The organism is Enterobacter sp. 940_PEND, assembly GCF_001059415.1.
Classification (GTDB): domain Bacteria; phylum Pseudomonadota; class Gammaproteobacteria; order Enterobacterales; family Enterobacteriaceae; genus Enterobacter; species Enterobacter cloacae_M.
The window spans coordinates 67483-81290 of sequence record NZ_JUMS01000058.1; the positions used below are offsets into that span (position 1 = coordinate 67483).

The window sequence follows — 13808 nt, forward strand, 5'->3', positions numbered from 1 at the left end:
GCCCCCTTTTATTAGATTAATGTTTTCACATCAAAATCTATGTTTGTATCGGTATCGGCTTCGTAGTTAACTTCTTCGAATCCGAACCCAAACAACTTCAGGAACTCTTCTTTATAAGCAATGTAATCTGTTAACTGCTCCAGATTTTCATCGGTAATGGTCGGCCAGATTTCGCGGCACGCCTGCTGCACATCTTCACGCAGTTCCAGATCGTCCATGCGGATTCGCTGCTCGTCATCAAGTTTGGCATTACCCCCATACAGGCTGGTAGTCATCAGACGATTAATTTGCTCGATGCAGCCTTCGTGTATCCCACGATCTTTCATGAGCTTGAACACGATAGAAATATAAAGCGGCATGACTGGAATAGCTGAAGACGCTTGGGTGACAACAGACTTTAACACCGCGACGTTTGCAGCACCGTTGAGAGGAGCCAGCTTGTTGCGTAACTCTTTTGCCACCCGATCCAGGTCTTCCTTCGCCTTACCGAGCGCACCGTGCCAGTAAATAGGCCAGGTCAAATCCGTGCCGATGTAGGAGTAAGCAACGGTCTTCACGCCATCAGCCAGAACGCCAGCGTTATTAAGCGCATCAATCCACAGTTCCCAGTCCTCGCCACCCATCACGGTAACAGTGTTACGCACTTCTTCTTCGGTTGCCGGTTCGATACTGGCAGTAATGATCTGATCTTTGTTGGTATCAATGGCTTTAGAGGTATAAACCTCACCGATTGGCTTCAGCGCAGAGCGAACAATTTCGCCTGTTTTTGGCATCTTTCTTACCGGAGATGCAAGCGAATAAACCACTAAATCAATCTGACCCAGATCTTCTTTGATGAGGCTGATAACTTCGTCGCGGCACTCATCGGAGAACGCGTCGCCGTTGATGCTTTTCGAGTAAAGACCTTCACGTTTCGCTGCTTCATCAAAAGCCGCAGAGTTATACCAGCCCGCTGAGCCTGGCTTGGCATCCGTCCCCGGTTTTTCAAAGAAAACACCGACAGTGGAAGCACCGCCGCCAAATGCTACAGAAATTCTGGAAGCAAGCCCATAACCAGTGGAAGCACCGATCACCAGCACGCGCGCAGGGCCATCAGTGAGTTTTCCGTTTTTGCGGATGTACTCGATTTGTTTGTTTACGTTGACTTGGCAACCAACCGGATGTGTGGTGGTACAAATGAATCCACGAATCTTAGGTTTAATTATCATGTTGATTTTAATCCATTTTCAAAATTTCTTTAGCATACAATAATGATAACTTTTTTATGAAAAGTTGTAATGAATAATACACTTTCATTAACTAACTCTGGGAAGGATAATGGTCTTGTTGAAACGTTACTATAATTAGATTTCAGGGTAGTCCACCAATTCGACATACCCTGCTAACTCTTCCATGCTCGCCCCCTTTGAATAGGTACGGAATGCTTCGGTTTTCGCTTTCTGTTCAGTGTGTCCGGTGATGGCCCCGATCCTTGTTTCGCTAACCCCTGCACGGTCTAAGCAGGTGATGAACATCCCGCGCAAGCTGTGGAAGCATTGACGATCTGTAGCGGTAGGCAATACTCGGCGGCGTAACCTGGTGAACGCTTGGGAGTAGAACGGGCCTTTCTTACCGTCAGCACGGTTAATCTTGTTAGCCTGTGGGAACAGGTACTCGCCGTAACTATGGCTCAGGTATTCATCGACAATCGCAGATAGCCTGGAATGAATAGGGACGTACCGTACCCCCGCCTTGGTCTTTGACTTCGAGATGTAGAAACAGCGTACACCTTCCATCGTTTGAATCTCTGATTTCTTAAGGCTTGCCAGTTCATCAAGGCGGCATCCTGAAAAAAGCCCCATGATTATGATATTCCTGATCTCCGGCTCTGCTGCATCCAGTAGCTTTTGCATATGATGAGCTTCAAATGGTTCATAGCTTACAATGCTGGCTCGTGCTTCGAGGTTGTGACCGTGAAACGGGTTATCTGGTGCTATGTCGTCGTAACCTCTCCGTGCATACTCGTACAGACTTCCCAGGCACGTCAGCCAGTTCTGCACGGTTTGGGGGGCTTTCTTGTCCTGCTGATTGATAAACATCGCCACTTGTGACCGTCTGATCTCCGTGACCTGAATGTCTGCACGGTCAAGCGAAGTGAGAAATACCTCTACGGCGCGAGCAGATTTAGCCAGCGTCGAGAATGAGCGCTTATCACTGTATCTGTCAGCGTATTGATCACGTATGGCGGTTAATGTTGGCACGGTCTGGAGTGGGGCGCGTAGCGTGGTTTGCTTATGTAATCCGGCTATGGCGTTTTGAATGCGCCGTTCCTCCGTGTTTGGGGAATACTGTTCCTTGAGTGTCTTCCACTCGATGAGCATGTGATTACGGAAGTGTTTAGCGGCGGCAAGATCTTTAGTTCCCGTTGATTTCCGGTATAGACGTTTCCCGCCGAAGATGTGGCGCATGTACGCCGGAATGAAGATCTGAAACATCCAGACCCCTTCCGCAGTTGGATATAGATAAGATTGACCCTTGATAGACATGAGAATGATCCTCTACAATCTCCGCTATCAACTACCAATGTTGAGATCTTTCGCGGTTCTTGGGGGGGTCTGTTCGATTCCCTTCGCCCGCTCCAGCGATTTTTTACGCTCAAAATCAGCTAAAAAATCGTTATGTTTCCGGTGCTTAGAGGGAGTCGCTCTGTAAGCGCTGTTGAGAACCCTCTCGACGTTCTACCTTGGTAACTACCGCGATTTGGTGAGTAGTGATCAGGAAGCTTATCAAAACGCTGGCGGTCGTTCCAGTGACTTACCGCGATAGTCCAACAAGAAAACAAAGCCTTTCACTACGGCTGTAAACCATTCCTGAAACTTTTAACCGTTCCACACTTAGCGCGGTGTCCCGTAACAGCCTGTCGTGATGACACGCCACGGATAAACGAGCGAATGTTGGGAAGCCTAACCAGTCCGGGAAAGGGGCTGGCTCTGCCGTGGTGTTCACCGAGCCATAAATGATCGGTACTCGATAAGAGAACGGTTAACTGACAAGAAAATGATGATACGCCTTCGGCGCTTGATGTTGGTATGCCCAACACGGCGCTAAATGGGTATCATTGCCTGAAAGATGGTGTTATCAGACAAAAGCGACTATGGAATGAGTATATGAAAATTAAGCGAAAGCCCTTTGAGCAATTCTTAATGCACGACATAGAAGAGTTAAATGGGGATTTGGAGGAGGCATATCTAGAAGCCGCTTTCCCTTTGATTGGTCAGATTGTGATGTATTTCAATACATTGGAAAAGGACCTGGATAGCATAATCTACGAAAGTTTCAGTGACCGCTCTGATCAATTAGGTATTATTGTTATAGGCAGTATGAACTACTCAGCGAAGATAGACCTTTTCAAAAGGTACTCTGACCTTTTGCATCTCGCTTTACAAGAAACTTATAGTGAGTATGACTCGTTGATCAGAGATCTAAGGGAATGTGGTCGGTTACGGAATCTGACTGTACATGCAGATTGGAATAATACGGACCTTGAAGGATATACTTATCTGGGTGTTAAAATTACCAAGGAAGGAATTAACCAAGAATATATTCAGTTTAGCATTGATTCCCTGAACGATATTCTTACTTTGATACATCACACACGATTCAAATTAAGTGACTATTGGGAGGCTAGAAACATAATGCACTCCAAAAGATCGCAGAAATAAACCAATATATATGGAGCCGGGATGTTCACCGCGAAAGAAATCAACCGCCTCAAAATTCTTCAGGGTATCACTGAACGTAACCTGAGTCTTGGTCAGCCTGCGGACATTTTTCATGAATTACCGCTTTTAGTTCATCGCTTGTGCATGAGATCAATTTAAAATGAATGGAATATCTTTTCGAGGTTTATGCGAATGCTCATGTTTTGGATAATACTATACTGCTAGTTTGTAATTACTGCTTGCTTCATCATAATTTCGAGAATTTCAGGAATCTTCCAATTCGCCTTCATCCTGTGCCCAATGGTTTTTACGATTCGACAGGAAAGCAATATTTTCATCTTTAATATTATTTGTTTGTGGTTCAAGCTCTCTCTTAAAATTCTGGTGCGAATGTTTTATTAAAGTATCATTTGCTTTTTAGAATACTCGAACGTAACCCTGATAAAGTTTGCAACGGTAATTTCATCATATCATTTTAAAATTCGTTATTAATCCCACATGCACTCATTCCCCTGCGGTTCGTCGAGGGGAATATAACTATTCGCATTTGTAACACTCCCCTCCATTACTTATTTTTTTTTGTAATGACTGATTACTCTTAAATCTTTATCCAAAGATTGGCTTATCTCCTTTAACTGAATATCATCATCAAATAAGCGATTATTAAGAGCCTTATACATAATCCTAGAATCATCATGAAGGTAGCGGCTCTGTACGTCATCGTCATCAGTGAATACGAGGTGTAAACCTCTGATTTCATCATCGAGAGAGCGCTTCAGCTCCGCAAGTTGTAAATCAACATCAATGAAAGGGTGCTGCAGACTGAAGTGCAAGCTCCGGATTTCATCATCAAGAGAGCGGCTCAGCTCCGTGAGCTGTACATCATCAATGAAGGAGTGCTGCAGACTAAGCTGTAAGCTCCGGATTTCATCGTCAAGAGAGCGGCTCAGCTCAGTAAGCTGTAGATCATCATCAATGAAGGAGTGCTTCAGGCTAAGCTGCAAGCTCCGGATTTCATTGTCAAGAGAACGGCTAATATCATCGTCAGAGAATGAATGCTTCAGATTAAGCTGCAAGCTCCGGATTTCATCGTCAAGAGAGCGGCTCATCTCCCCCAGATCTTCATCAAAGAAGGTGTGCTTCAGACTAAGCTGCAAGCTCCGAAGCTCATCATCGAAAGAGCGGCTTAGCTCTCCGAGATGTCCATCATCGTCAGGAAATGAGTGCTTCAGGCTAAGCTGCAAGCTCCGGATTTCATCGTCAAGAGTTCGGCTTAGCTCTCCGAGATGTCCATCATCGTCAGGGAATGAGTTCTTCAGACTAAGCTGCAAGCTCCGGATTTCATCGTCAAGAGTACGGCTTAAGTTCCCGAGTTCCATATCATCGTCGGTGAAGGCATGTTGCACGCTTAAGCGCATGTTCCTGATTTCATCGTCTAGAGAAAGGAGCGATTCTTCCATTGAGTCGTCGAAATAATCTTCCATGTATCCCAATGATTCCAATGATATTTTCCTCATCAAAAAAGAGTGGTCATTCATATGATACTCCTTTTATTCCTGAACTGATGAAAGGAGAGCGTTTGCTTTCTTATTAGATATTAGCTTCCCTTTCATTAAAAGTCTAATCCTTGCTATTATTTCTGGATCGGTTGCCGCCTCAAGTTTGCGGGATAACTCACTAAGTTCTATTTTAGTTCGTTTTATCTTATTTTCAAGTATAATACGGTATTCCCCACTGCTAATTTTATCTCTTGCAGTGTGGCTATTTCCTGTGGAAATATTAAGGTTCCCAGTGTCTATCTTTAAATCAAATGCGTTGTTGATATTTAAAATCAGTTCTTTCGTGTTTAAAACATCGAAATTTTGAACGTTAGCAGTGTTTACTATTTCCTCTCTTAAGATAGCATGCACCCCTTTATTTTCTCTATTGTCTTTATCTCTGCCTACCTTGAATATAAAATCATCTTTGGCGTCATTGGTTATAAGGAAAACATTTTTCGCTTGTATGTTTGCGGCATGCTCCATTATCTCTTTCCAAATATAGAAGTCGCCAAAGGCCCTTTGGTATTTAATCCCGTCGTATACGAAAATATTGTCTGGTTTATTTAATTTGTCTATATCACAAAAACCAGGAGGCGTTTTTGAATCAAATCTTTTTTTACATTCAACATCTAAGTTATCAATGTATTCTTGCTCTTTTTTTGTGCCTATTTTTCCAGAGAAAATTGAATCTATCCACTCTCTGTGGATATCTTTTGTATTTAGCTCTTCTATGGACTCTTGAAGTGTTTCATACATAGATTCTAAACCAGTGTTGAGTAGCTCATTAGAACGAGAGATCAAGTCTAAAACCTGCCTATTTAGCCCCTCGTAATGTCTAGCCTTAGAGTTAGTGCATTTCTCAATCATTTTACTGGAATATGTTATTATTTCAACTATCGGCGACGTTGTACTAGATATTAAATGTTTTTGATCATCAATAACACCAAGTCTTCTTCTTTGATACTCTAATGCAGTAAAATAAGGCAGGAATACTCTATCTTTTACTTGTTCTATAGATTTTTTTATTGCTGATATTGTTTCGGAGTTATTTCGATACAAATCTAAAATAACATTTGTATCGAAAACAAAAATAGTGTTTTCATCTGTGTAAACCTCGTTATTCTCTTTAATGTTACCAGTGTAAAATCCTTTAAACATATTTTTCATAGACATAATTTATATCAACCATTTTTGAGAATGCACCACTTATAACATACAGCTATGTAGTTGGTAAATTACTAAAAATAATAGGGTAAAGATTGCTGGAATAATTTCCCCACCTAAAGGTTTGGTCCGCGAAGCATATCATCTAATCAATAATTAACTTTTCATATGTGTTTAATATAGTCAAAACACACAATGACATTCAATCAAATTTCTACTTATTAAAATATACCTTTGAAAAGTAGACTCTCTGCGGTACGCTCAGACAGTATCATTCACCTCGATTTTTCACGCAGCGCGCCGGAGGACTTCCGCCCCGGACGGGCCCTGAATGTCCTGATACCCGATGATGATCCTGAGCTTAACCTGTCGCCATCTGTCATTCTGCCCAATGAGAATTTCATGCCGATGCTGCCCGAAGGTAAAGACCCGGTTAATCCTGCCCGGTCCTACCTGCTTTCCCTCAACTTTGCCCGTAGTTGGCTGACCAGGGCCTCGTTCCTTGGCATTGTCGCCGGCATGCTCGGGGCCGCTTCCCTGAGTTCTGCAGCAGGGACAGCCTGCGGCGCCATCACGTAATGGGCGCATGGAACTCCTGCGCGATACTGGCCATTCCACTGCCACTATCTGCGGCAGCCCAGGCATTCCACAATTTGAGTAAACCAGGCAAGTGCAGACGTTGTTGACAACGGAAAAGTAACATTTGAGAGGTAGATTGCATGCTCTCATTCTGTCAAAGCAAAAAAGGCCGCATCCCGCAGCCTTTTCCTCTTAAATTCACCCTTTCGGGAACACCCACACATGCTTCTCAGGCAGCGAAAGATGGCAGTGCTGCGGATCCCGAACCTCATGCCCATACGCACGAATGACAAAATCATCCCCCACGGTGCGGAACAGGTACTCCCAGCGGTCGCCGAGGTACATGCTGGTGAGCAGCGGCAGCTCAAGCTGATTTTCCCCTGGCCCCTCGACCACCGCCACGCGCTCGACGCGGATCACCGCCGTGGCTTCATCACCGCTCTGCACCCCTTCACCGGCCTGCCCCCACAGCACCCAGCCTTTGCCTTCGATACGCGCTTTGCCTTCGCGCACTTCGGTAACCTTGCCGTGCAGGCGGTTGTTGCTGCCCATAAACTCAGCGGTAAACAGCGTTTTCGGCGAGCCGTACATCTCCTGCGGCGTGCCCTGTTGCTCAATTTTGCCGTTGTTAAGCAGCAGGATGCGGTCGGAAATCGACATCGCTTCGTTCTGGTCGTGCGTCACCATCAGCGCCGATAGCCCGAGCTTGATAATCAGCTCGCGCAGGAACACGCGGGCCTCTTCGCGAAGCTTGGCGTCGAGGTTTGAGAGCGGCTCGTCCAGCAAAATTACCGGCGGGTTGTAGACCAGCGCCCGGCCAATCGCCACGCGCTGCTGCTGCCCGCCGGAGAGCTGGTGCGGGTGACGTTTGCCAAGATGGCCCAGACCCAACTGGTCCAGCACGTCCTGCACGCGCTGCTGGATCTCTTTGGCCGGGACTTTACGCAGCTTGAGCGGATAGGCCACGTTCTCAAACACGGTCTTGTGCGGCCACAGGGCATAGGACTGGAACACCAGCCCCAGGTTACGCTCTTCCGCCGGGACCTCGCTGCGCGGCGTGCCGTCGTAAACTTTATTATTGCCAATGACAATCGACCCCTGCGTCGGTTTTTCCAGACCCGCAACGGCGCGCAGCAGGGTGGTTTTACCGCTGCCGGAGGGGCCTAACAGGGAGACCACTTCGCCGCGCTTCAGGTTCATGGAGACACCTTTTAAAACAGGATTGTCGCCGTAGGTTAAGTGCAGATCGTCAACCGCTAATTCAATCATGTATTTTCACTCCGAAACGAAGGGCAATGCCCAGACCTACCACGACCAGCAGGATGTTAATGAAAGAGAGCGCCGCCACGATATCGATGGCACCCGCGGCCCAGAGGGAAACCAGCATCGAGCCGATGGTCTCCGTGCCGGGTGAAAGCAGGTACACACCCGTTGAATATTCGCGCTCAAAGATCAGGAACATCAGCAGCCACGAACCGATAAGACCGTAGCGGGAGAGCGGGATGGTGACGTGGCGGGTGATCTGCCCGCGCGTCGCTCCGGTGCTGCGCGCCGCTTCTTCAAGCTCCGGCCCCACCTGCAGCAGCGTGGAAGAGATCAGCCTCAGCCCGTAAGCCATCCACACCACGGTATAGGCCAGCCAGACGCTGAAAATGGTGCTGCGCAGCGAACGCAGCCAGACGATGACGTTTTCGCGCATCCAGTCGGTCCAGGCGAACCCGGAAAGCCAGCCGGATTTCAGCGAGTTATCGAGCCACATCGGCAGGAACAGGAACACCCACAGGAACGCCAGACCCGCCAGCAGGCCAGGCACGGCGCGCGGCACCAGCACGCTGTAGTCCAGAAAACGCGTGGTGTTGTCCGGCTTGCGGTGCATGGCAATGCCGACAAACAGGTAGCACACCACGGCCAGCGCGCCGCCAATGACGCCAATCGCCATGGAGTTGACGATGGCGCGCAGCAGGTTGGGCTGTGCCCAGATGGTGCGGAAGGTGTTCAGAGAAAGCTCGTCCCACAGCGAAACGCCCACGCCCCAGTTGGAGATAAACGCGCGCAATACCACGCCGAGCAGCGGAACGCCGATGGTGACGGTGAGCCAGAAGGCAATCACTCCGCCAGCCACCCAGCGCCATTTACCCAGCGGCAGCGCGCGGGCCTGCGAGGCTTTGCCCTTCATGGTGACGAAGCGGTTGGCGGTGCGCATCAGGCGACGCTGGAGCATCACCAGCGGGATGGTGATGCAGATCAGCACCACGGCAACCGCCGCCATCAGGTTATAGGATGGGGTGCCCATCTTGTTCGTCAGCTTATAGAGATAGGTCGCCAGCACCATGTTGCCTTCCGGGTCGCCGAGGACCAGCATCAGACCGAACACTTCCAGCCCGAGGAAGAACAGCAGCACGGTGGCGTACAGAATGGACGGGCGCACCATCGGCAGGCTGACGGAGGTCATCACCTGCCAGGGCGACGCGCCCGCGGTGCGCGCGGCTTCTTCCACATCGGAGCCCACGCTGCGCAGCGCTGACGAGATATACAGATAGGCGTGCGGGACGTGCGTCAGGCCGGCGATGACCACAATGCTCGACATGTCGTAGATATTCCACGGCACAAAGCCAATCAGCGCCTGAGCCCACTGGGAGAGAAAGCCCACCGGACCGGCGGCCACCACGTAGCCGAAGCCCAGCACCATCGGTGAAACGAAAATCGGGACCAGGATAAGCGGCTCAATCAACCGGCGGCCGGGCAGGTCGGTACGCACCATCAGAAACGCCAGCACGCCGCCCAGCGGAATGGAGATAAAGACCAGCCCGAAAGCAAGAATAAAGCCGCTTTTCAGGGCCTTATAAAAATCAGGGTCGGTGAAAATAAACTCAAATGATTCAAAGCTCCACTCTTTTGACGGCGAAAAGAACGGGGCGGACAGGAAGCTCTGTATCACGATAAACGACAGCGGCGTATAGATAACCAGGGCGGTTATCAGCACGACGATGCCTCGCGGCAGGCTTTGCCACTTTCTGCGTAATGTATTCATGGGGTATCCCTGGTGTTGCAGCCCAGAAAAACGAACTCAGTCGATAAGGGAGCGCGGCGGCCTGCGCCGCGCTCAGACGCTTATTTACCGGCGGCGGTACGCCACTCTTTGATGTACTCCAGGCGTTTTTTCGGCTGCAGGTATTCCAGCAGCGTTTCATCAACCGGAATTGGCTTCAGCGCGTTGCCGAGGATTTTGGTCAGGCCGTCGATATCATTTTTCCCTTCGATATCGTTACGAATGGAGGGAATATCCGCCTGATTGGCCAGAATGTTTTGCCCTTGTTCAGACAGCACATAGTCCAGCCACAGCTTCGCGGCGTTGCTGTTTTGCGATTGCTGGCTGATGAACGACACGCGCGACAGCACCAGGGTGTAATCTTTTGGATAGGAGATGCCGAGCGACGGATCGTTCTTCGCGCGCGCTTCCGCGTAGGAACCGAGGATGTTGAAGCCGATCAGGTTTTCACCGGAGGAGACGCGCTCCATCATGGTGCCGGTAGACGACTGCACCGATAAGCCACCTTTGGCGACGTCGGCCAGGGTTTTGAAGTAATTAGGATCGGCGTTGTGATCCTGCACCGAAAGCATAAAGCCCAGACCCGATTTTTCGATGTCGTAGGTGGTGACTTTGCCCTTGAATTTGTCCGTCTGGCTGGCAATCAGCTTCGCCAGCGCGGCGTGAGAGTCCGGCACGTCGCCGGCCGGGATCAGGCGCTTGTTGTAGATAAAGACCACCGGCTCATAGGTGGTGCCGTAGGCCTTATCTTTCCAGACCGCCCATTTCGGCAGCTGGCTTTGCTCCGGCGATTTATACTCCATGGCGTAGTCGGTGGCGAGCTTCAGGCCGGTGTCCATAGAGGAGCTCCAGACCACGTCGCCGCTCACGCCGCCGGAGGCCTGTTCGCTGATGAAGCGGTTGTACAGCTCGGTGCTGTTCATGTCGTTGTATTCGACTTTAATGCCGGGATAGGTTTTTTCGAAGCCCTGGATCAGCGGCCCGGCGGCCTTGATGTCGGTGGTGGAGTAAATAACAACCTTGCCCTCTTTCGTTGCGGCATCTACAACTTTTTGATACTCAGCAGGATAGCCCTGCGGCAGGGCAGAAAGTGCAGAAGCAGAGAACAATACAGTAGCGGTAAGCAGAGAAATTCGGAACGTGTTCGACATTATAGTTAACCTTTTAGTTACATTTGAGGAACTAATTGTCAACATAGCGTATCGGGCTCCACCCACAAGAGGGTGAAGCAAGCAATGATTCCGAAGTGTGATTGTCGCCGTCGTTTCAGCAATTAACACCATAAAATCCGCGAACGTTTGCCTCCGAACGGTTCTGGATTACGGTTTATCGGGCGCTTTGCGGTATAACCTTCGCGGATGACCAATATTGCCATACAGCATTTCGATGCTGATTAACCCGCTCTCCACGCAGTATTCAAGGTAGCGACGCCCCGTGGTTTTGCTGATCCCCACGTTTTCCACCACCTCTTCAACCGACATCGCATCGTCGGGATGCTCGGCGAACAGGCGTTTAATCCGTTCCAGCGTTTGGGGTTCAATGCCCTTCGTCGACGGCGTAATGGAGGCTTCCGCGGCGGGCAGATTAAACAGGCGATCCAGCGCATGCTGGTCGACCACCTTCACCTGCTGCACGGTGTGGATAAAACGCATAAACCGCTCCAGCGAGGCGTGCAGGCGCTGGAAAAAGACGGGCTTAATCAGGTAGTCAAACGCGCCGCTGCGCATGGCGTGGCTGCAGGTCTGCATATCGCTGGCGGCGGTGATGAAGATCACCGAGCATTCGTAGCTTTTCAGCAGCGGATTATCGATGAGCTCCACGCCTTTACCGTCCGGGAGATAGTTGTCCAGCAGGATAAGTCGCGGCTGATGCTGACGAATCAGCCTGCACGCCTGCTCAATCGACGCGGCGATGCCCACCACGCGCAAATGAAAATTTTGCTCGATATACTCGCGATGCAGCTCCGCCAGGTGCGGCTCATCTTCAACTATCACAACGTCAAGTGGTCGGGTGGTGCTCATGCTTTAGCCCTGTTGATCGGGGAGTAGAATAGGTATAAACACAGAAAAAATAGTGCCCTGCGGCGTGTTGTCGGCAATCTCAATACTGCCGCCGGCCTTGTCGATATATCCTGCCACCAGGAACAGGCCAATACCGTGCTCGGTGCCCACAATGTCGTTTTCGCTGTCCGGCTTGCTGCTGAACCCCTGGCGGAAAATATGCGGCTTCATCGCATCGTCCACCCCGCAGCCCCGGTCGGCCACCTCGATCAGCAGCTCCTGGTTACGGTCAGAAATGTAGAGTTCTACCGGCGCGTGGACCGGGGCGTTGAGTGTCGCCTCCACGGCGTTATCCAGCAGGTTACCAATAATGGACATCAGCTCCGTTTCACTCAGCGCGGCAGGCATGCGGGTGAGCTGGCAGGCGGGATCAAACAGCAGCTCGATGCCTTTTTCGCGCGCGCTGACGTATTTTCCTAGCAGCAGCCCACACAGCGCGGGAGAGGAAAAACGGGCTGAGACAAAGTCCAGCACGCGCTGCGCGCCCTCTGACTGCACCTGAATGTAACGGATGGCCTCGTCATAGTGTTTCATCTGCAGTAGCCCGACGAGAGTGGCGGTCCAGTTCAGCTGTTCATGGCGCATAATGCGCAGGTTATCCGCATAGCGTTTGATCTGACTGAGCTGGCTGCTGAGCGTGTTAATGTCATTTTTGTCGCGAAAGCTGTACACCCAACCGCTTTCAACGCCCGGTTCGACCTCAATGGCTACCCGGTTGACGATCACCTCGCGCTGGTTCAGCACCGCAATCTGGTCGTGGCTCCCGCTGCTCACCGAGGCGTAGCGCTGGGATAAAAATCCCGGCGCCGTCTGCAGAATGTCCTCCAGCGGTTTACCGATAAGTTCTTTCTCATTTTGCCGAATATCCAGCATTTCGCGTGCCGCGCGGTTAATTAAAATCAGCTGCTTCTCGCTATTAACGGCAAATACGCCTTCGTACATGGCTTCTAATAGCGCGCGCTGCTGCAAAACCAGCTGAGCGATATCTTTCGGCTCCAGCCGGAACATCTGTTTTTTTAAATTGCGGGTAAACAGCCAGGAGAAAATAAACAGCAGCAGCAGAAGCGCAGCGCCGTATAGCCCGGACTGCCAGAGAATGCGGGCGTTAATATTGGCAATATACGACGTCAGATAGCCGACCGAGACAATACCAATCACCTGATGCTGCGCGTTGAAGATGGGCGCTTTACTGCGTAGCGACACGCCAATCCCGCCCTGACGCACGGAAATAATGGTTTTGCCCTTTAATACCTCCGCATTATCCCCGCCGATCATCGGTAAATTAATCCGCTCCGGGGATTCCGAATGATAGAGGTGCTGCTCCTCGGTATCGCCAATCACAATGTAGCTGGCATCGCTTTCGGCGCGCAGCGGCTGAATTAAGCGGGCTATTCCCGGAATATCCCTGGCCGCTACCATTGCCGCCAGACCCGGCATCAGCGCGATCTGGCTGGCCTGAACCCGGGCGCGCTGGCCGAGATCGTGGTGGAGCTGACGGTCAATAAAATGAAACAGGATTGTTCCCAGCAGAACTAACAGCAGGCAGGAGAAGCACACCAGCGCTAAAAACAGCTTTACCTGAAAAGAGAGTCTGCGTTTCATTCAACCTGCGGAAGTTATGTAAAAGTGACATTTGCCGAGCCTGACATGGGCCAATAGCGGACGCAATCTGGCGAGAAAAGAGTTGTGACCTGGCTTTTCGTTTTCGGCGTTA

The 13808-nt window shown here is 50.1% G+C and carries 11 protein-coding genes; 2 read left to right on the forward strand and 9 right to left on the reverse strand.

The window, feature by feature from the left end:
* Positions 1-11: 11 nt before the first annotated feature.
* Both fabV and ADJ24_RS09315 read right to left on the reverse strand, forming a co-directional pair.
* Entirely contained in the window at positions 12-1208 is a 1197-nt protein-coding gene (gene fabV / locus ADJ24_RS09310) for an enoyl-ACP reductase FabV (RefSeq protein ID WP_023309081.1), read from the reverse strand.
* Positions 1209-1343: 135 nt separating this feature from the next.
* Positions 1344-2525 carry a tyrosine-type recombinase/integrase gene (locus ADJ24_RS09315; protein WP_023309080.1) on the reverse strand — a complete coding sequence of 394 codons (1182 nt, stop codon included), beginning with the start codon at positions 2523-2525 and terminating at the stop codon, positions 1344-1346.
* Positions 2526-3146: 621 nt separating this feature from the next.
* Between ADJ24_RS09315 and ADJ24_RS09320 the strand changes: the two genes are divergently transcribed.
* Positions 3147-3701, forward strand: a complete 555-nt coding sequence (locus tag ADJ24_RS09320) for a hypothetical protein (protein ID WP_023309079.1) — start codon at positions 3147-3149, stop codon at positions 3699-3701.
* A 569-nt stretch (positions 3702-4270) separates the two neighbouring features.
* Here ADJ24_RS09320 and ADJ24_RS09325 read toward each other — a convergent pair.
* Both ADJ24_RS09325 and ADJ24_RS09330 read right to left on the reverse strand, forming a co-directional pair.
* Positions 4271-5239 carry a hypothetical protein gene (locus tag ADJ24_RS09325; RefSeq protein WP_048702310.1) on the reverse strand — a complete coding sequence of 323 codons (969 nt, stop codon included), beginning with the start codon at positions 5237-5239 and terminating at the stop codon, positions 4271-4273.
* 12 nt (positions 5240-5251) lie between these two features.
* The gene (locus ADJ24_RS09330) at positions 5252-6415 is read right to left on the reverse strand and encodes a PIN-like domain-containing protein (protein ID WP_023309076.1); all 1164 of its coding nucleotides are present in this window, start codon (positions 6413-6415) and stop codon (positions 5252-5254) included.
* Between the two features lie 225 nt (positions 6416-6640).
* On the opposite strand from ADJ24_RS09330, the gene ADJ24_RS25800 reads away from it, so the two are divergent.
* A complete protein-coding gene (locus ADJ24_RS25800) occupies positions 6641-6985 on the forward strand; it encodes a hypothetical protein (protein WP_373276155.1) in 345 nt (114 codons plus the stop codon).
* Between the two features lie 198 nt (positions 6986-7183).
* Here the strand turns inward: ADJ24_RS25800 and ADJ24_RS09340 are convergent, their stop codons facing one another.
* The 5 genes from ADJ24_RS09340 to ADJ24_RS09360 form a co-directional block, all read right to left on the reverse strand.
* On the reverse strand, positions 7184-8254 hold the full coding sequence (locus tag ADJ24_RS09340) for an ABC transporter ATP-binding protein (RefSeq protein WP_023309074.1): 1071 nt from the start codon (positions 8252-8254) through the stop codon (positions 7184-7186).
* Complete coding sequence (locus tag ADJ24_RS09345; RefSeq protein ID WP_023309073.1) at positions 8247-10016, reverse strand: ABC transporter permease; 1770 nt, start codon at positions 10014-10016, stop codon at positions 8247-8249. The genes ADJ24_RS09340 and ADJ24_RS09345 overlap by 8 nt, the downstream gene beginning before the upstream one ends.
* Positions 10017-10096: 80 nt before the next feature.
* The gene (locus ADJ24_RS09350; RefSeq protein WP_023309072.1) at positions 10097-11185 is read right to left on the reverse strand and encodes an ABC transporter substrate-binding protein; all 1089 of its coding nucleotides are present in this window, start codon (positions 11183-11185) and stop codon (positions 10097-10099) included.
* Positions 11186-11353: 168 nt separating this feature from the next.
* Positions 11354-12055: a response regulator gene (locus ADJ24_RS09355; protein ID WP_023309071.1), complete on the reverse strand. Its 702-nt coding sequence runs from the start codon at positions 12053-12055 to the stop codon at positions 11354-11356.
* Positions 12056-12058: 3 nt separating this feature from the next.
* Positions 12059-13696: an ATP-binding protein gene (locus tag ADJ24_RS09360; protein ID WP_023309070.1), complete on the reverse strand. Its 1638-nt coding sequence runs from the start codon at positions 13694-13696 to the stop codon at positions 12059-12061.
* Between the last annotated feature and the right edge of the window lie 112 nt (positions 13697-13808).